Genomic DNA, 17,027 nt, shown 5'->3' on the forward strand with positions numbered 1-17,027 from the left:
GTCATTTACTTCATTACCATTAGGGGCAAAACCTTTAACAGAAGCTTGATTGGTTATTTTTCCATTATCAATATCGGTTTGAGTTACGGTATATGTTGCTTTATAAATCCAGATTTCAGTAATTTCTAATATACTATTATTATTACTGTCGCCGCTTTGTAGAGCAATTGGAGCCAAGCCAATATGAGGGTCTAGAACAGTTACATCATTTAAACTTTCATTACCAAGATTGGTCACGGTAAAGGTATAGGTTACCACATCACCTACTTTTAGGGTGGCGCATCCATTTTCCCCAACTACAATGTCATTGGTTTTTACAATAGCAATTACACATTCTTTTATTGTTAAGGTAACTGGAGTACGAGTTAAACTTATGCAGGAAGTTTCATCGTTAACAGCCTGGGCATAGTAAGTAACACTTCCAACGGTATTAAGTGTAGGGGTTTCTACAATATTACCATTCGTTGCGGCATTATACCAAATAATATGTTGACCAGCTGGGACAGTTGCCGTAGCCGTTAGGGTTTGTGTTGAAAGGTTCTTGCACTCAGTTATATCTCCTCCGGAAATTGGAGCGGCAGGACTTAGATTAACAATTAAAGTTACAGTATCCTCAGTGTTGCAAGTCCCATTTATGATTTCCCATTTCAGTACAGCCGTGCTACCTGCCGGTACGCTTGTAACAACTGATGTTTCTAAATGAATATCCGCAATTGTTGCTATTCCGCTGACTACAGTCCATGTTCCTTCACCTACAGATGCAGCATTAGCTGCAAGAGTAAAGCTCCCGTTGTTACATTTTGTCTGGTCTGTTCCGGCATTAGCAGTTGTTGGAGTTTTGTATCTTGTAATGGTCATTTCATCGGTTGAAGATGTGCATGTTCCATTACTAATTGTCCAACGGAATATATTGGCTTCATAACCAAGAGCCGTTACACCAGATGTTGGAGAAGTTGGTGTTGTGATTGTTCCAGCTCCGCTAACTAATGTCCAAGTCCCTGTCCCTACAGTTGGAGTATTACCCGCAAGAGTTGCAGTTGTTGCCTCACATTGTTCTTGATTTGTTCCTGCATTAGCCACTGTTGGAGTTAGGTATCTTGTAACAGTCACCACATCGGTTGAAGCTGTACATGTTCCATTACTGATAGTCCAACGGAATATATTGGCTCCATAACCAAGTGCTGTTACTTCCGTTGTTGGAGAAGTTGGCGTGGTGATTGTACCTGCACCGCTAACCAATGTCCAGTTTCCTGTCCCCACAGTTGGTGTATTACCCGCAAGAGTTGCAGTTGTTGTCTCACATTTTGTCTGGTCTGTCCCTGCATTAGCGGTTGTTGGAGTTTGGTATCTTGTAATGGTCACTTCATCGGTTGAAGCGGTACATGCTCCATTGCTAATTGTCCAACGAAATACATTGGCTCCATAACCCAGGGCCGATACACCAGATGTTGGAGAAGTTGGTGTTGTGATTGCGCCAGCTCCGCTAACCAATGTCCAAGTTCCAGTACCGACAGTTGGAGTATTCCCAGCAAGAGTTGCAGTTGTTGTTTCACATTTGTTCTGGTCAGGTCCTGCATTAGCCGTTGTTGGAGTTTGGTATCTTGTAATGGTCATTTCATCGGTTGAAGCTGTACATGTTCCATTGCTAATTGTCCAACGGAATACATTGGCTCCATAACCAAGAGCTGTTACTTCTGTTGTTGGAGAAGTTGGTGTGGTGATTGCACCTGCACCGCTAACCAATGTCCAGTTTCCTGTCCCCATAGTTGGAGTATTACCAGAAAGTGTTGCAGTTGTTACCTCACACTGTGACTGATTTGTCCCTGCATTAGCAGTTGTTGGAGTTTGATATCTTGTAATAGTCACCTCATCGGTTGAAGCTGTGCATGGACCATTGCTAATTGTCCAACGGAATACATTGGCTCCATAACCCAAAGCAGTTACTCCTGATGTAGCTAAATGGATATTGGATATTGTTCCAGCTCCGCTAACCAATGTCCAAGTTCCTGTTCCTACAGTTGGAGTATTACCCGCAAGAGTTGCAGTTGTTGTTTCACATTTTGTCTGGTCTGGTCCTGCATTAGCCATTGTTGGAGTTTGGTATCTTGTAATAGTCACAACATCGGTCGAAGCTGTACATGTTCCATTGCTAATTGTCCAACGGAATACATTGGCTCCATAACCCAAAGCGGTTACTCCTGTTGTTGGAGAAGTTGGTGTTGTGATTGCACCTGCACCGCTAACCAATGTCCAGTTTCCTGTTCCCACAGTTGGAGTATTACCCGAAAGTGTTGCAGTTGTTGTCTCACATTGTTCCTGATCTGTTCCTGCATTAGCAGTTGAGGGAGTTTGATATCTTGTAATGGTTATTTCATCAGTTGAAGATGTGCATGTTCCATTACTAATCGTCCAACGGAATATATTGGCTCCATAACCAAGAGCCGTTACTCCAGATGTTGGAGAAGTTGGTGTTGTGATTGCGCCAGCTCCGCTAACCAAGGTCCAGTTTCCTGTCCCTACAGTTGGAGTATTACCCGCAAGAGTTGCGAATGTTGTCTCACATTTTGTCTGGTCAGGTCCTGCATTAGCCGTTGTTGGAGTTCGATGTCTTGTAATAGTCACATTAGCTGTTGAAGCTGTACATGTTCCATTGCTAATTGTCCAACGAAATACATTGGCTCCATAACCAAGGGCTGTTACTTCTGTTGTTGGAGAAGTTGGCGTGGTAATTGCACCTGCGCCGCTAACCAAGGTCCAGTTTCCTGTCCCCACAGTTGGAGTATTACCCGTAATTGTTGCTGTTGCAGTTTCACATTGTTCCTGATTGGTTCCTACATTAGCCGTTGTTGGAGTTTGATACCTAGTAATAGTCACATCCGCGGTTGAAGGGGTACATATTGTCCCATTACTAATTGTCCAACGGAATACATTGGCTCCATAACCAAGAGCTGTTACTTCAGTTGTTGGAGAAGTTGGCGTGGTGATTGCACCTGCACCGCTAGCCAAGGTCCAGTTTCCCGTCCCTACAGTTGGAGTATTTCCCGAAAGATTTGCAGTTGTTGTCTCACATTTTGTCTGGTCTGTTCCAGCGTTAGCTGTTGTTGGCAATGGATTTACCGTTATTGTTGCTGCACTTGTGGGGATTGGATTTATACACAAACCAGTATACATAATTAATGCCCTGAATAGGGTCGTTTCCGTTAAATTGATGGCAGTATGGTAAAGTGTTGTATTAGTAATATCATACCATACAGTCCCCCCGTCTGTACTGTATTGCCATTTGGTAACACTATAACTGCCTGTTAGGCCAGTTATACTTAAATCGGTACTATTGTTTACTTCGCATACAGTTGCATCTGGACCAACTGATCCTTTGAGTGGAATTACAAATGTAAGAGGTATGTCAGTACATCTAGATGAAGTTGGAGAACCACCACTTACCGACGCCAATTTGGTTATAGTAATAACACCAGGTTCATCGGGGTCGCAAATATCAATATTAAGGCTTTTAAAAGGAATATTAAACTCAAGAAACTGTCCATCACCAGCAGAGCATCCATTAGAATCTCCATTGGTTGCACTAGAACCGTTAGGTAATATTACAGTTTTTGTTGTATGATCATTTACATCTGAAAAATACAATGTGAAGGTAGAATTGTTTTGGGCATCAAGCTCCAAAATATAATCTGCTCCTGCTACAATCAAAGGACCACCAAATTGATCTAGAGTTAAGCCTGATGTTGGGTCTTTGTCGGTATCTAAATATAACCTAAAAAGGGATGATCCCGAATTACCAATTTTTAATCCTATTTTTAATACTTTCTCCCCAGTCCCATCGGTATATATTTTTGCCCATATCTTGTAAATTTCGCATGTTGATGATGCGTTGGGGTCTACAAGCTGGCTAAAAACAGTTCCAGTAGCATATTCATCACCATTAGGTCCAGGAGTTCCAGGAGCAGGGCAATAATCTCCATCGATACCTGATTCTTGGGCATACCCATTTGTAAAAGTGACTAATATAATCAAAAAGAAAAATAAAAATGTTTTTGTCGAATGAGTAAAAATTGTTTTCATATTGATTTGTTTTAAATCGTTAGAAAGTATTATGAGTATATCTAATAAAATTCACCTATAATTATGTGTGAATTGTTAAATCAATAATTTTATAAAACTATAAAGCTTTATAAAAAAAAATAAATAATAGTTATAGTGTTGCTCCATATTGGAGCTATAAAAGGCAAATTATAAAATTGGTTTTATGCCTTTAAACTATGCTAGCAAATGGAGGCAAAACATTGCTAACGAGCATTTATGAAGTCAGAAAAAAAAGTATTTTTGTTCCCATTCAATTAAATTTAAGTTCACGATTGGAGCTAACTGATTTTCTTTAATTGCTTACTTTGAATTTTTATTTTTTAATTCAATCGTTTTAAATTCGTTTTAGAATAAACCGAATTAAGATCATAACTTATTTGTAACGTTCTAATTTTGATTTTGGGGGATATCAAAATTATTTTTCTTTCTATTTATAAAAACTATAGACTTTATTAATAGGTTTTTATATTCCATTTTGGATTTTTATTTGGGAATGAAATCAAAATGGATGCTAAAAATTAGAACTTGTTTATAGCTTAAAATTAAGCATAATCTTAAAAATATATTCTCATTATCTTTTAATAACCTAAATACTCGTTGAAAAGTTCAAAATATAGTACAAACCATATAGATGTTTCTTTAATTTATTAAAAAAGAGGTGTTTACTGGGTGTTGTTTGTTAAAAAAAACACAACAGTTTTAATTAGTTTAAGTTTTAGGTGTTTTTGTGTATTTTATAAACAGGGAATGATACTGAATTGGTTGATTTCTAAAATAACCAAAATGAAAAATCAAAATAGACAATTCTAATTTATTTTTTGTAAATTGTTACTCCCTTAAAGAATGTGATTTTATTTCTTAATCATTTATAGTATTGTCGTAGGAGCATATTTATAATCTGAAATCTTATTTTAAAAACTAGCATTCGATATAGTTGTCAATTTTTATAAATTTAATAGTTGTGTTTTATGAAAAATTTAATATTAGTACGGCATGCAAAGTCAAGTTGGGAAGCTCCATTACATGACAAAGATCGACCATTAACAGCACAAGGGATGAAAAGCGCGCATTTGGTCTCTTCCCATATAAATAAATTTCTTCCTAAAACCTATAGTGTTTGGAGTAGCACGGCAGAAAGGGCATTAGAAACTGCCATGATTTTTGCCCAAAATATAGCATTCCCCTTAGAAAGTATTCTATATAAGGAAGAGCTTTATACATTTGATGAAAGAAAATTAGAAAAAGTCATTAAATCCTGCAATAATGATTACGACAATATCATTATTTTCGGGCATAACGAGGCTATTACAAATTTTGTTAATAAATTTGGAAATGTTTTTATAGATAATGTCCCTACGGCAGGATTTGTTCAGATTGAATTCGATTCAGATAATTGGGACACAATCGAGAAAGGACATACAAAGAAAGTACTATTCCCCAGAGATTTAAAATAATAAAGAGTGTTGGAACAAAGATATATAGATAGAGAAAAAAGTTGGTTAGCCTTTAATGCAAGAGTACTTCAAGAAGCAGGGGACGATAGCGTTCCATTATTGGATCGCATGCGTTTTCTAGGAATTTTCTCTAATAATTTAGACGAATTTTTTAGGGTTCGTTTTGCCGCTATACGAAGATTGAGTTTAAGCGGAATCTCAGGCGAGAAATATTTTGGAGGAGTTTCTGCTCAACAATTGATTAAAGATATTACAGAAATCGTAATTCAACAACAGTCAGAAAGCTTGAGAATATTAAGCAATATTGAATCCCAATTAGTGACTGAAAATATTTTTATCATCAATGAAAAGGACATTAATGATGAGCAAGAAATTTTTTTGAAAGATTTTTTTATTCAAACATTAAGCCCGGAATTGGTTACCATTATATTAAATGACTTAGCAGAATTTCCAATATTAAAAGATTCGTCAGGTTACTTAGCGGTAAAGTTAGTGATGAAAAAAGATCTGGAAGTACGATATGCTATAGTTGAGATTCCAAAAATGATCAATCGTTTTGTGGTATTGCCAAGCAATAATGAAAAGCAATATGTCATTTTAACAGATGATGTTATTCGACATAATTTGAGCAGTATTTTTAATATTTTTGATTATGAAAGTGTTTCGGCGCACATGATAAAAATCACAAGAGATGCCCAATTGGATATTGATAGTGACTTGAGTAAAAGTATGTTAGAGAAAATAGCTTCTAGTGTAAAAGACAGAAGAATAGGGGAGCCGGTACGTTTTATTTATGATCAAGAAATAGACAAAGATACGCTTCAATTTTTCTTAGACAAAATGAATATTGATGCCACAGATAGTATCATTCCGGGAGGGAGGTATCATAATCGTAGGGATTATATGGATTTTCCCAATTTAGGCAGGTATGATTTATTGTATAAAAAGAATGATCCATTGCCAATTCCGGGACTCAGTTTGGAAGGAAGTATTTTGGAAAAAATCAGCAAAAGAGATTATTTGTTAAATGCACCCTATCAATCCTTTTCCTATTTAATAAAATTTTTACGCGAAGCAGCTTTAGATCCCAAGGTTGTATCCATAAAAATTACTTTATATCGATTAGCCAAAAATTCGCAAATTATTAGTTCTCTAATCAATGCAGCCAAAAACGGAAAGAAAGTTACGGTTCAAATTGAATTGCAAGCCAGATTTGATGAAGCTTCCAATATTTCCTATTCAGAGCAAATGCAAACCGAAGGTATTGAGCTTATTTTTGGGATAAAAGGATTAAAGGTTCATAGCAAAGTTTGTGTTATTGAAAGATTTGAAAAGGATAAAATAAAAAGATATGGTTTTATTTCAACTGGTAATTTTAACGAATCAACTGCAAAAATATACACCGACGTAACTTTATTTACGTGTCATTCACAAATCTTAAAAGACGTCTCAAAAATATTTGAGTTTTTTGACATTAATTATAAAGTACAACGCTATAAACATCTCATTGTTTCTCCTCAATACACGAGGCATCGTTTTGTAAAATTGATTGACAGAGAAATTATTCATGCCATTGCAGGGAGAAAAACTTATATGAAGTTAAAAATGAATAGTTTGTCGGATTTATTGATGATTGATAAATTATATGAAGCCAGTAAAGCGGGGGTCAAAATTCAGCTGGAGGTCAGAGGGATTTGCTCTTTAATCCCTGGGGTAAAAGGATTAAGCGAAAACATTGAGGCCATTAGTATTGTAGATAATTATCTGGAACATTCCAGAATTTATATTTTTGGGAATGCAGGATTACCTGAGGTTTATATCTCTTCGGCCGATTTTATGACCAGAAATATAGATGCGAGAGTAGAAGTAACCTGTCCTATCTACGACCAAGCGATAAAAAATGAATTGATTGATAATTTTGACTTAGGATGGAAAGGAAATGTAAAAGCAAGATATCATTCTTATAAATTAGACAATAAATACAGAGTTCGAGGAAATAACCCAATATTTAGGGCACAATTAGAAACGTATAAATATTATCAAAATAAAGTAGCTGTATTTGAAGAGTCAATTTAATTTCTGTAATTATTCAGGACTCTAATTTAGATGTTAAGTGATTAATTTGATGGTGTTTAAAGTTTAAGTTTATTCTTTTTTGAAAAAAATATGCTTGAATCTTAAGAACTCAGAATCTTAGTAACTATTGGATAGTTACAAATTTTAAAATACCAAATAGATAACCCAATAGTACAATAAACTATTAATCGTATCCATAGAAAATGATTAAACTAAGAAAATATGCCGCTATAGATATTGGATCGAATGCCATGCGTTTATTAATTACCAACATTGTAGAGGAGGATGGTAAAGAACCTCAATTTAATAAAAGCTCCTTAGTAAGGGTTCCTATTCGTTTAGGGCAAGATGCTTTTACAGTTGGAGAAATATCTCCAGAAAATATAGAACGCATGTGTGACGCCATGAAAGCTTTTAATCTATTGATGAAAGTGCATAAAGTAGAGCGTTATATGGCATTTGCAACATCTGCAATGCGAGAGGCTTACAACGCAAAAGAAGTTGTAATGTTGATCAAAAAGAAAGCAGATATAAAAATTGAAATTATAGATGGCAAAAAAGAAGCTGCCATAATAGCTTCTACAGATTTACATCATTTATTGAAAACAGATGAAACTTATCTTTTTGTAGATGTAGGTGGTGGTAGTACTGAATTTACCTTGTTTTCAAATGGAAAAATGGTTAATTCAAGATCCTTCAAAGCGGGAACAGTTCGATTATTGAACGAAATGGTTTGTGATGTAGTCTGGGATGAAATTGAAAAATGGATTAAAACCAACACCGAAGACTACGAGGAAATTACTTTAATTGGATCAGGTGGGAATATCAATAAATTATTTAAAATGTCTGGTAAACTACAGGAAAAACCATTGTCCTATATTTATGTAAACTCCCAATATGCCTATTTGAATTCATTAACATATGAGCAAAGAATTTCACAATTGGGCTTAAACCCCGATCGTGCGGACGTAATTGTCCCTGCCACTCGAATTTATCTAAATGCCATGAAATGGAGCGGAGCCAGACAAATTTATGTTCCGAAAATAGGTCTTTCAGACGGTATTGTTAAAGCAATGTTTTATGGAAAAATTTAAAGATTTAATATTTTAAAATAACGATTTTTGATTTCGATGTTTACATATATTTGAGATCAAAAATCGTTAATCATCATTCAAAAAAAAACATTAAGCATCCAAATCCAAACCAAATGTACTTCTTAAAAGCTCGATGTTTGGATTTAGCTGTAAAAGTCTATTGTAGCGATCTTGGTCTGTGAAGTTTCTTTTCAGTTCAATTGTTTCGTTCACATTTACCTCTATGGTAATGTCATGATTGTGTAAATGACCTCTTAAGTGGCCTAAGAGCCCGATCATTTCACTTTCGAAATCTAGTTTTGAACCTTCATTTGGCAATTCAAAAGAGATAGTCGTTCCGTTTAATACAGGATCATTTATCAATAACAGGGATTCCATAATTTTATATCCCTTTTCTCCAAGACGTTGTGCATATTTTGTCCATTGCAAAAACATTTCTGTTTCTGTAAAAGGCTCAGTTGGCAAAATCGAGGTTTCTTTTACAAATCCTTTCAAACTTTGTTCTAAAGCTTTCTTGGCTCGAATGCTAGAAAGTGATAAAGCTGAAACTTTAGGTTCGTTGCTTGATGGATTCGGAGTTGCAACAGTAGCTGCTTGTGGCTTTTCCTGAGGAATAGCAATCGGGTTTGAAATTTCAGTTTTTAAATTGAAATTTTCATTGTTATTGATATTGCCATTGTTTTTTGTATTCGGAACATCCGCAATCGAATAATCAGGGGTTTTTCTAAAATAAGTAGGCGGAATTATATATTGCTCAACTTTTTTTTTTCTCCATCAAAAGTGATAGAGGCCAATTGCATCAAGCAAAGTTCAACAAGCAGTCGTTGATTCTGGCTTGCTTTGTATTTTAAATCGCAATCATTGGCAATTTCGATTCCTTTTAGCAGAAAATTTTGACTGCATTTTTGCGCTTGAATGCCGTACATTTTTTGAGCCTGTTCACCCACTTCCAATAAAACAAGGGTAGAAGGTGTTTTGCTTACCAATAAATCTCTAAAATGAGAAGCCAATCCTGAAACAAAATGATGACTGTCAAATCCTTTGGCTAGAATATCATTGAAGGCTATTAACAAATCAGGAATTTTATTTTCAAGAATTAAATCGGTAACTGTAACGTAGGTTTCGTAATCTAAAACGTTTAGGTTTTCTGTAACGGCTTGACGGGTTAAGTTGCTTCCGCAAAAGGAAACGACTCTGTCAAAAATTGATAAAGCATCACGCATAGCGCCATCTGCTTTTTGGGCAATAATATGTAAAGCATCATCTTCAAAAACAACGCCTTGACTTGTAGCCACATCGGCAAGATGTTCTTTGGCATCTTTTACGGTAATTCTTTTGAAATCAAAAATTTGACAACGCGATAAAATCGTTGGAATGATTTTGTGTTTTTCGGTTGTTGCCAAAATAAAAATAGCATGTTTTGGCGGTTCTTCCAATGTTTTCAGGAAAGCATTAAAAGCGGCTGAAGACAACATGTGCACCTCGTCAATAATATAGACTTTGTACTGACCCGTTTGTGGCGGGATACGAACTTGGTCAATCAGATTCCGAATATCATCTACTGAATTGTTGGAAGCAGCATCGAGTTCGAATACATTGAAGGCAAAATCTTCGTTGGGATCATCATAACCTGGCTGATTGATTTTGCGTGCCAATATACGGGCACAAGTAGTTTTTCCTACACCACGGGGTCCTGTAAACAATAGGGCAGAAGCCAAGTGGTTGCTTTCTATGGCATTAAGCAAAGTATTGGTAATGGCTTTTTGTCCCACCACATCTTTAAATGTTTGTGGACGGTATTTACGAGCCGATACTACAAATTGTTCCATAGGTTTTTTTATTCGAAAGCAAATATAGTTTTAAAAAAATCAAATCCAAAATAAACAAAATTCAAATTTTAAAAAACAACCTAAAAACGATTTAGCGACAAATTTTGAGCTGAATTTATAAATTTTAGACCAGATAATGGATAGTCAGATACTCCTTTCCGTTGAATCAAGACTTTGAATTTTGTCCCTAAATCCATCAATAATCTGTAATTTATAATTGATTCTTGTAGAGCCAATTGCACATTTGATTGTTTGTCTTTTACTAATCTATCTTGATATTCCTTAAAGCCAAGACCCAATAGAAAATTGGCTTGATTTACCAAACCACAGTATTTTAATCCATATTTAGCTCCCCAATCTTTTAAGGCCGAAAAATTGGTGTGAGTTGTGATGTCTTGCTCGCCAATGAACTGATAGGGATTGTCATTGATACGATGCTTGTTAAAACATAAAAGTGTCCCTAAATGCCTTTGAATTTCATACAATTCCGAAGATAAAGCGCCATAATCGATAGTGATTACGTATCCCTTTTTTAGCCATTGTGCCACTTCTTTTATCCAAGTGATGGCTTCAAGGTTGACTTCGGTTCGGAATCCTTCTGGCAATGTTACGTTCAAATCTTCAAAATAGGTAATAAGGGCTGCATTTGCAGGTTGTAGAACTTCTTTAAATCCATGCTCGTAATCGACAAAGATTTCCATTAATTGATCTTCCATGACGACTTGATGGACAGCAAAATTATCAACTAATTCATTTGATAAAATACAGGCATTCATTTGGGGGATTTCTTGAATCGAAGAATGCCAGCTTACTTTTTCAGTCAAGTGTGTCTTTTCAATTTCACGCATGCTGGTGCTTTTTTCGATAATGGAATAGGTGAGACTTTTATATAAGTCGGCATTGGTTTTTAAATAATCTAAAATATCATGGCATAATAACCCGGTTCCGGCTCCGTATTCAATGATTTTAAACGTTTTTTTATCTAAAGCTTGCCACATTTCTTCTATTTGGCGACCCAACATGGCTCCGAATGAAGCAGAAAGACTGGAATTGGTGTAAAAATCACCTTCGGCTCCGATTTTGTCTTGTTTAGAGTTGTAATAGCCCAAGTCAGAATAATATAAGGCCATTTCCATAAAATCCTGAAAGGATATAGGTCCTTCATTTTTGATTTTTTCGATTATTATTTCTGGAAGTAACATAGGGTAAAAAAAATCAATTTCAATGGCAATTTCAAGATCAAAAAAAAAAGAATATTTCATCATTTAAATAATGTTCTTGTTTTACGTGGATCTTACGTGAAGGATAGAAGGAAGCTACCGAAGTAGCCCGGATAGCCTGACAGCAGTAGGAAAGGGGCCGAATAAGCGGTTTGTATATTTGGCCTCTTTTCTACTGGTGGCACGCCCTAATGCAATTTCAATAGCAATGGAAATATCAATAGCAATGAGTAAAATGGTTTTATTTACCTTTTGATACTCAATTGAATCAATACTTGTGTAGCTTCATTGACAGAATTTGCGGAGAATCCTGCCACATAAACGCCTTTTTTACCCGAACTTGATTTTATTCCGTAAACAATGGCTTCATCGTCTGAACTTGAATCTCCCTCGTAACGGTAGACATGTACGATCTCGTATTTGTCTGGATTTTTCACAATATCGGCTTCGTGAATATTGAAATCATAGGTAAAACCTTTTTCATTCAAATCATCCAATGCTTCGGAAACAGTGGCATAATGATACATTTTTGTCATGATATAAAGGAGATTAGTTTTAAAGACTAAAGTTAACTATTTTATAATTAAGATGTTGTAAAAGTATGGTTAAAGTAAACATGTTGAAATAGTAAACCACCAATAAATAGTGTAAATTTGCACCGCAGACCGCCTTATCGTCGTTTTGCTCCCGATAGCTATCGGGACAAGAGGGAGGAAAGTCCGGACACCAAAGAGAAGCATAGCGGGTAACACCCGTCGGTTCCGATTTATCGGGATTAGGACAAGTGCAACAGAAAGTATGTACAGGTAATGCTGTAGTGAAACCAGGTAAACTCTATGCGGTGAAATATCAAGTATATCAGCATTTAAGGGCTTCTCGCTCGTTGCTGAAGGGTAGATAGCTTGAGTCTTGCAGTAATGCAAGATCTAGATAAATGATAAGGTATCGTTAGTGATAACGAGAACAGAATCCGGCTTACAGGTCTGCATTTTTTTATTGTCTCTCCAATTTTTTTACTATTTTAGTAAAAAAACATGAAAAATTTTCCTTTTTTATCTTCATCACAAACACTTCTACTTTTTAGAATCATACTTCCATTGTTTTTTGTAGCTCATGCGGTTACAAGAATTGCGAATGAAACAATAGAACGATTTGCTGGATTTTTATCCAATAAAGGCTTTTTTGTAACTACTGTAATGGTATGGGGAATTACTCTTTATGAAATTATAGGAGATATAGCACTGGCCTTTGGTTATTATACTAAATATTTATCTCTCGGATTTATTTTGATGCTAATAATGGGTAATGTCATCATTCATTATGAAAATGGTTGGTGGGTTGGCGAGCATGGTGCTGGAGGAATGGAATACAGTTGTGCTTTAATTTTGGGGTTGGTCGTTATTGCGGCTACTAAAAACGAAAAGAGAATCTTGATAAATAATCAATAATAATGAAAATACGAATAGGAATTTTGGGATTGGGTGGAGTAGGTGGTTATTTCGGAGGGCTATTGGCCAAAGCGTATGTTAAATCTGATAAAATTGAAATTGTATTTATTGCTCGTGGTGAAACTCTAAAAGTTGTTTCGGAATCGGGATTGAAAATTATATCTGATAATGAGGAAAGCATTGTTTTTCCAGATTTGGTTTCAGATAATCCTGAAGCAATTGGTAAACTGGATTATCTTATTTGTGCCACAAAAACGTATGATATAGAAGATAGTTTACTTTCTATAAAAAAAGCGATTACAAAAAACACCGTTATTCTTCCTTTATATAATGGTGTAGATGCTCCGGAACGTATCAGTACCCTTTTTCCGGATAATGAAGTTTTGCAAGGTTGCGTTTATATTGTTTCGATGATTGCTGCTCCCGGCGTGATTAAAAAAGTTGGCCCTTACGAAAAACTATTTTTTGGATCAGAAACGGCTTCTATTTATAAAATGAATGCGTTGCAAACCATTTTTGAAAACGCTTCCATTGAAAGCTATTTGGTTGATGCTATTGAAGAAACGGTTTGGGAAAAGTTTATCTTTATTTCGGCTTTAGCCTCAGCTACTTCGTATTTGAATCAGAATATAGGAGAGTTGTTAAGTACGGAATCGAGCAGAAAGTTTTATGTTTCTTTATTGAATGAAATAACAATGATTGCGGCTGTTAAAGGATTAGATTTACCGAATGACATTGTTCTTCAAACCATTTTGAAACTCGAAAAAACCCCTCATGATGCAACATCATCCATGCATCGGGATTTGATGGCGGGACGAAAAATAGAACTGGCCTCTTTGACTGAGTTCGTGGTAAATGAAGGTTTAAAATATGAAATTGATACGCCGATCTATAAAATGGTGTTTGAGAAACTAAAGTGATAATAAACTAAAACAACTACAAAGACTTGATAAATATAATAATTATATTACATTTGGCGCATTTTAATTTTAGCACAATCCTAAATGAAATTGTTCCATTCGTTTGTTTGCTTTTTGCTTTTTTGTCCTTTAATTAAAACTACTGCTCAAGAAACTACTGTTGTTGAGAAAAATCAATTCAAGATCAATTTAATATTACCCGGTGTTGTTTACGAGCATGGCTTTAGTGCTAAAAACACCCTTTATTCAGAATTGAGTTTTGGAGTTGGTTATCGTAATAGTGATTTTGGAGGCTCAAATTGGTCCTATTATCCAACTATAGATGAACAGTTTCGTCATTATTATAACATAGAAAAAAGAGCAGGCAAAGGAAAGAGAACTTTAGGTAATTCGGGTAATTTTTACGGATTTAATGCGATTTATCGTTTTGAGTCTATTAATTCTAATTCGAATTATTCATCATCAACTCCATCCATTACAGTTGCTCCAGTTTGGGGTTTTCAAAGAACTTATAAACACAATTTAAATTTGAATTTAAACGGAGGTGTTGGGTATAATTTTGACAAATATGGCAGTCAAGTAGTCCCAGTGATAAACTTTACAATAGGTTGGGTAATTGGAAAATAGTTTGTAATGAAAAAAATAATTTTATTTATCCTGCTGATTATCTCCATGAATGCAAACGCTCAAACCGTTAGAGGTTTTGGCGGTTTTTCGAGTTATTTGCAATGGGATTTTTATAAATCATCTTATTTTGGAGTAAATACAGGAACTGAGTTTAAAATTAGTTCTTATTTTATGCCAGAATTAGAATTCAGTTATTTTTATGGCACACTTGAACAAGCATCTCGATATAATAATCAGCTTCTTCAAACTTCATCCTATACTCGGTCTGTTTCTTCTCTAAATTTTAGTTTTTGCCCCAAAATAGCTCTTGGCAACAAAAAGGATGGAGCAGGCTATCTTGTTATTTTACCCAGATATACCTTTTCTCAAATAGAAGCAAAAGGGGATTTTATTGTAGTAAATGAAAGTAAGACGTTAATCGAGAATCGTGATTTTCAAAAAGGCTCGCAACATTCTTTAGGTCTGGGTATTGGATATGATATTGATACATCGGATGATAATTCCAATTCATTGTGCCTTATTTTATACTATAGTGGAGTTAATTTAGGTAAAGTAATCAATGAGATGGAGCACAGTAGTGGCTACAAGATCAATGACAAAGGAGTTTTGGGTGCAGGTCTAAACTATTATTTTAGTTTTAAAAAGGAACCTAGACCAAAACCAAGACCTATTAAAATACCAGAGCCCTTGCAATAACAAGGGCTCTCTTTTTGGGTATGTAATTTTCTATAAATTAATCTTCGTCGTCTTCGGTGCTTTTTCGATTGGACTCATCATCAATTTCTTCCTCTTCGGTTGAATCCAATTCGAAGAAACTGAAAATAGAACCACCATACGTTTTATGAAAAGAGAAATTAATCATGTGATCCAGTTTGGTGTATTTAGAATGCTCAATAACCATCATACCTTCTTCATTGAGTAATTCTTTTTCGAAAATCAATAAAACGATTTTTTCAAAGGTCTTTTGGTCTAAAGCATACGGTGGATCGGCAAAAATAATGTCATAAGAGGTTTTGCATTTTTCTAAAAAAGCAAAAACATCACTTTTTGTAGCCGCAATATTAAAATCATATTCGGCTGCCACTTGTTTGATGAATTTTACGCAACCAAAATCACCGTCAACAGATGTAATAGGCATACTCCCGCGGGAAGCAAACTCATAACTGATGTTTCCAGTTCCAGCAAACAAATCCAATACCTTCAAGTTTTCAAAACTGAAATGGTTATTCAAAACATTAAATAGTGCTTCTTTACTCATGTCTGTCGTTGGGCGAACAGGTAAGCCTTTTGGCGGGGAAATGCGTCTTCCTTTGTATTTTCCGGATATGATTCTCATGAGTTAAAAAGTATAAAATGTTGCTGATTTTGAGCTGTTGAAAAAGGGTTGTTTTTTTGTAAATCAGTTACATCAAAGAAGGATACATTTCGAATGTATTTTAAAGCGATTTTATAAAAATCATCTTCTTCGGAAATGGCTCCTAATAATTCCAATTTAAAACTTTCAGGATTCATATTTAATTGTTCGGCGGTAAAGAGCAAATAATAAATAAAATCTTCGGGAGTTTTATATTCGAATGAATTGAATAAAAGTAATTTTTGGTTTTGAATGACAATAATTTCAAAATGACCTGGATTAAAATGGACCATCATTTTCTTTTCTTCATTGTTTTTGGAAGCATCCAAAAGTTTTGAAACTAGAATACTGTTGGCGTGTCTATAATCAAATGAACCAAATTGGTCTATAAAGAAATTATTGATGTTAACGTACGGAATATAAACTGCATTCATTTGATAATTTGGAATTTCATCAAATGCAAAAAAATCGGTTTCAAAAACCTTTGTATTGTATTGCAAATAACTCCCCAGAAAATGTTCATCAAACAGAGCAGTAGGAACAAATGTTGAAAGGTTATTATTGTGTATTACTTGAATTTCGTCATAAGACTCTTTTAATTCCGGGTAATCCCGAAAAGCATCCGAAAACAATTCTTCTATTTTGGTTGCTTTATGAAAAGTATCAAACTGAATTTCATTCAGTGCCGTTATCTTATTGTTCAAAGTGTCAAAACAACAAAAAGAAAGCCCTGTCAAGGAAACTTGAATAGAAAGTTTTTTGTATTTTTTATCTGTTATAATGGTGTTCATAGATTTGTTTTCAACAATGCAAACTTACAAATTAAAAAGGCAATGGCAATATCAAGGGCAATATCAATTTCAATGCCAATGGCAATAAAAAAAAGCAAGCAAATGCAATAAGTAAA

At 35.0% G+C, this 17,027-nt stretch carries 14 protein-coding genes and 1 other RNA gene; 8 read left to right on the top strand and 7 right to left on the bottom strand.

What is annotated here, in order from left to right; translation table 11 throughout:
- The coding region (locus DB891_RS09620) for a DUF7507 domain-containing protein (protein WP_223256084.1) at positions 1–4,077 on the bottom strand (4,077 nt) is incomplete at its 3' end.
- 989 nt (positions 4,078–5,066) lie between these two features.
- Between DB891_RS09620 and DB891_RS09625 the strand changes: the two genes are divergently transcribed.
- From DB891_RS09625 to DB891_RS09635, 3 genes are all read left to right on the top strand, one after another.
- Positions 5,067–5,552, top strand: a complete 486-nt coding sequence (locus DB891_RS09625; RefSeq protein WP_116762965.1) for a SixA phosphatase family protein — start codon at positions 5,067–5,069, stop codon at positions 5,550–5,552.
- Positions 5,553–5,558: 6 nt separating this feature from the next.
- Entirely contained in the window at positions 5,559–7,628 is a 2,070-nt protein-coding gene (ppk1, locus tag DB891_RS09630) for a polyphosphate kinase 1 (protein ID WP_116762967.1), read from the top strand.
- A gap of 203 nt (positions 7,629–7,831) precedes the next feature.
- Entirely contained in the window at positions 7,832–8,722 is an 891-nt protein-coding gene (locus tag DB891_RS09635; protein WP_116762969.1) for a Ppx/GppA phosphatase family protein, read from the top strand.
- 90 nt (positions 8,723–8,812) lie between these two features.
- Here the strand turns inward: DB891_RS09635 and DB891_RS09640 are convergent, their stop codons facing one another.
- The 4 genes from DB891_RS09640 to DB891_RS09655 all read right to left on the bottom strand — a co-directional run bounded on the left by DB891_RS09640 (position 8,813) and on the right by DB891_RS09655 (position 12,307).
- A complete protein-coding gene (locus DB891_RS09640) occupies positions 8,813–9,217 on the bottom strand; it encodes a DNA polymerase III subunit gamma/tau (RefSeq protein WP_223256085.1) in 405 nt (134 codons plus the stop codon).
- Between the two features lie 248 nt (positions 9,218–9,465).
- The gene (gene dnaX / locus DB891_RS09645) at positions 9,466–10,551 is read right to left on the bottom strand and encodes a DNA polymerase III subunit gamma/tau (protein ID WP_116762971.1); all 1,086 of its coding nucleotides are present in this window, start codon (positions 10,549–10,551) and stop codon (positions 9,466–9,468) included.
- Between the two features lie 80 nt (positions 10,552–10,631).
- Positions 10,632–11,816 carry a class I SAM-dependent methyltransferase gene (locus tag DB891_RS09650; RefSeq protein WP_223256086.1) on the bottom strand — a complete coding sequence of 395 codons (1,185 nt, stop codon included), beginning with the start codon at positions 11,814–11,816 and terminating at the stop codon, positions 10,632–10,634.
- A 200-nt stretch (positions 11,817–12,016) separates the two neighbouring features.
- The gene (locus tag DB891_RS09655) at positions 12,017–12,307 is read right to left on the bottom strand and encodes an SH3 domain-containing protein (RefSeq protein WP_116762973.1); all 291 of its coding nucleotides are present in this window, start codon (positions 12,305–12,307) and stop codon (positions 12,017–12,019) included.
- Positions 12,308–12,428: 121 nt separating this feature from the next.
- Here DB891_RS09655 and rnpB point away from each other — a divergent pair.
- The 5 genes from rnpB to DB891_RS09680 all read left to right on the top strand — a co-directional run bounded on the left by rnpB (position 12,429) and on the right by DB891_RS09680 (position 15,462).
- Positions 12,429–12,765, top strand: an RNA gene (gene rnpB, locus DB891_RS09660) — RNase P RNA component class A.
- A 40-nt stretch (positions 12,766–12,805) separates the two neighbouring features.
- Positions 12,806–13,219, top strand: a complete 414-nt coding sequence (locus DB891_RS09665; protein WP_116762975.1) for a DoxX family protein — start codon at positions 12,806–12,808, stop codon at positions 13,217–13,219.
- 2 nt (positions 13,220–13,221) lie between these two features.
- Positions 13,222–14,139: a ketopantoate reductase family protein gene (locus DB891_RS09670; RefSeq protein WP_116762977.1), complete on the top strand. Its 918-nt coding sequence runs from the start codon at positions 13,222–13,224 to the stop codon at positions 14,137–14,139.
- Between the two features lie 84 nt (positions 14,140–14,223).
- Entirely contained in the window at positions 14,224–14,766 is a 543-nt protein-coding gene (locus tag DB891_RS09675) for a hypothetical protein (protein WP_116762979.1), read from the top strand.
- A 6-nt stretch (positions 14,767–14,772) separates the two neighbouring features.
- On the top strand, positions 14,773–15,462 hold the full coding sequence (locus DB891_RS09680) for a hypothetical protein (protein ID WP_116762981.1): 690 nt from the start codon (positions 14,773–14,775) through the stop codon (positions 15,460–15,462).
- 37 nt (positions 15,463–15,499) lie between these two features.
- Here DB891_RS09680 and DB891_RS09685 read toward each other — a convergent pair whose 3' ends face one another.
- Both DB891_RS09685 and DB891_RS09690 read right to left on the bottom strand, forming a co-directional pair.
- Complete coding sequence (locus tag DB891_RS09685) at positions 15,500–16,102, bottom strand: RsmD family RNA methyltransferase (RefSeq protein WP_116762983.1); 603 nt, start codon at positions 16,100–16,102, stop codon at positions 15,500–15,502.
- Positions 16,099–16,911 carry a DUF3822 family protein gene (locus tag DB891_RS09690; RefSeq protein WP_116762985.1) on the bottom strand — a complete coding sequence of 271 codons (813 nt, stop codon included), beginning with the start codon at positions 16,909–16,911 and terminating at the stop codon, positions 16,099–16,101. Before DB891_RS09690 ends, DB891_RS09685 begins: the two co-directional genes overlap by 4 nt.
- Positions 16,912–17,027: the final 116 nt, after the last annotated feature.

This window comes from Flavobacterium laiguense (genome assembly GCF_003097655.1).
Taxonomy (GTDB): domain Bacteria; phylum Bacteroidota; class Bacteroidia; order Flavobacteriales; family Flavobacteriaceae; genus Flavobacterium; species Flavobacterium laiguense.

What these genes read in the sequence shown, in the direction of transcription:
- DB891_RS09675 (WP_116762979.1), top strand. Translation starts at nt 14,224, where the DNA reads ATGAAATTGTTCCATTCGTTTGTTTGCTTTTTGCTTTTTTGTCCTTTA.
- DB891_RS09665 (WP_116762975.1), top strand. Translation starts at nt 12,806, where the DNA reads ATGAAAAATTTTCCTTTTTTATCTTCATCACAAACACTTCTACTTTTT.
- DB891_RS09670 (WP_116762977.1), top strand. Translation starts at nt 13,222, where the DNA reads ATGAAAATACGAATAGGAATTTTGGGATTGGGTGGAGTAGGTGGTTAT.
- DB891_RS09635 (WP_116762969.1), top strand. Translation starts at nt 7,832, where the DNA reads ATGATTAAACTAAGAAAATATGCCGCTATAGATATTGGATCGAATGCC.
- DB891_RS09655 (WP_116762973.1), bottom strand. Translation starts at nt 12,307, where the DNA reads ATGACAAAAATGTATCATTATGCCACTGTTTCCGAAGCATTGGATGAT.
- DB891_RS09625 (WP_116762965.1), top strand. Translation starts at nt 5,067, where the DNA reads ATGAAAAATTTAATATTAGTACGGCATGCAAAGTCAAGTTGGGAAGCT.
- DB891_RS09650 (WP_223256086.1), bottom strand. Translation starts at nt 11,816, where the DNA reads ATGATGAAATATTCTTTTTTTTTTGATCTTGAAATTGCCATTGAAATT.
- DB891_RS09690 (WP_116762985.1), bottom strand. Translation starts at nt 16,911, where the DNA reads ATGAACACCATTATAACAGATAAAAAATACAAAAAACTTTCTATTCAA.
- DB891_RS09685 (WP_116762983.1), bottom strand. Translation starts at nt 16,102, where the DNA reads ATGAGAATCATATCCGGAAAATACAAAGGAAGACGCATTTCCCCGCCA.
- dnaX (WP_116762971.1), bottom strand. Translation starts at nt 10,551, where the DNA reads ATGGAACAATTTGTAGTATCGGCTCGTAAATACCGTCCACAAACATTT.
- DB891_RS09680 (WP_116762981.1), top strand. Translation starts at nt 14,773, where the DNA reads ATGAAAAAAATAATTTTATTTATCCTGCTGATTATCTCCATGAATGCA.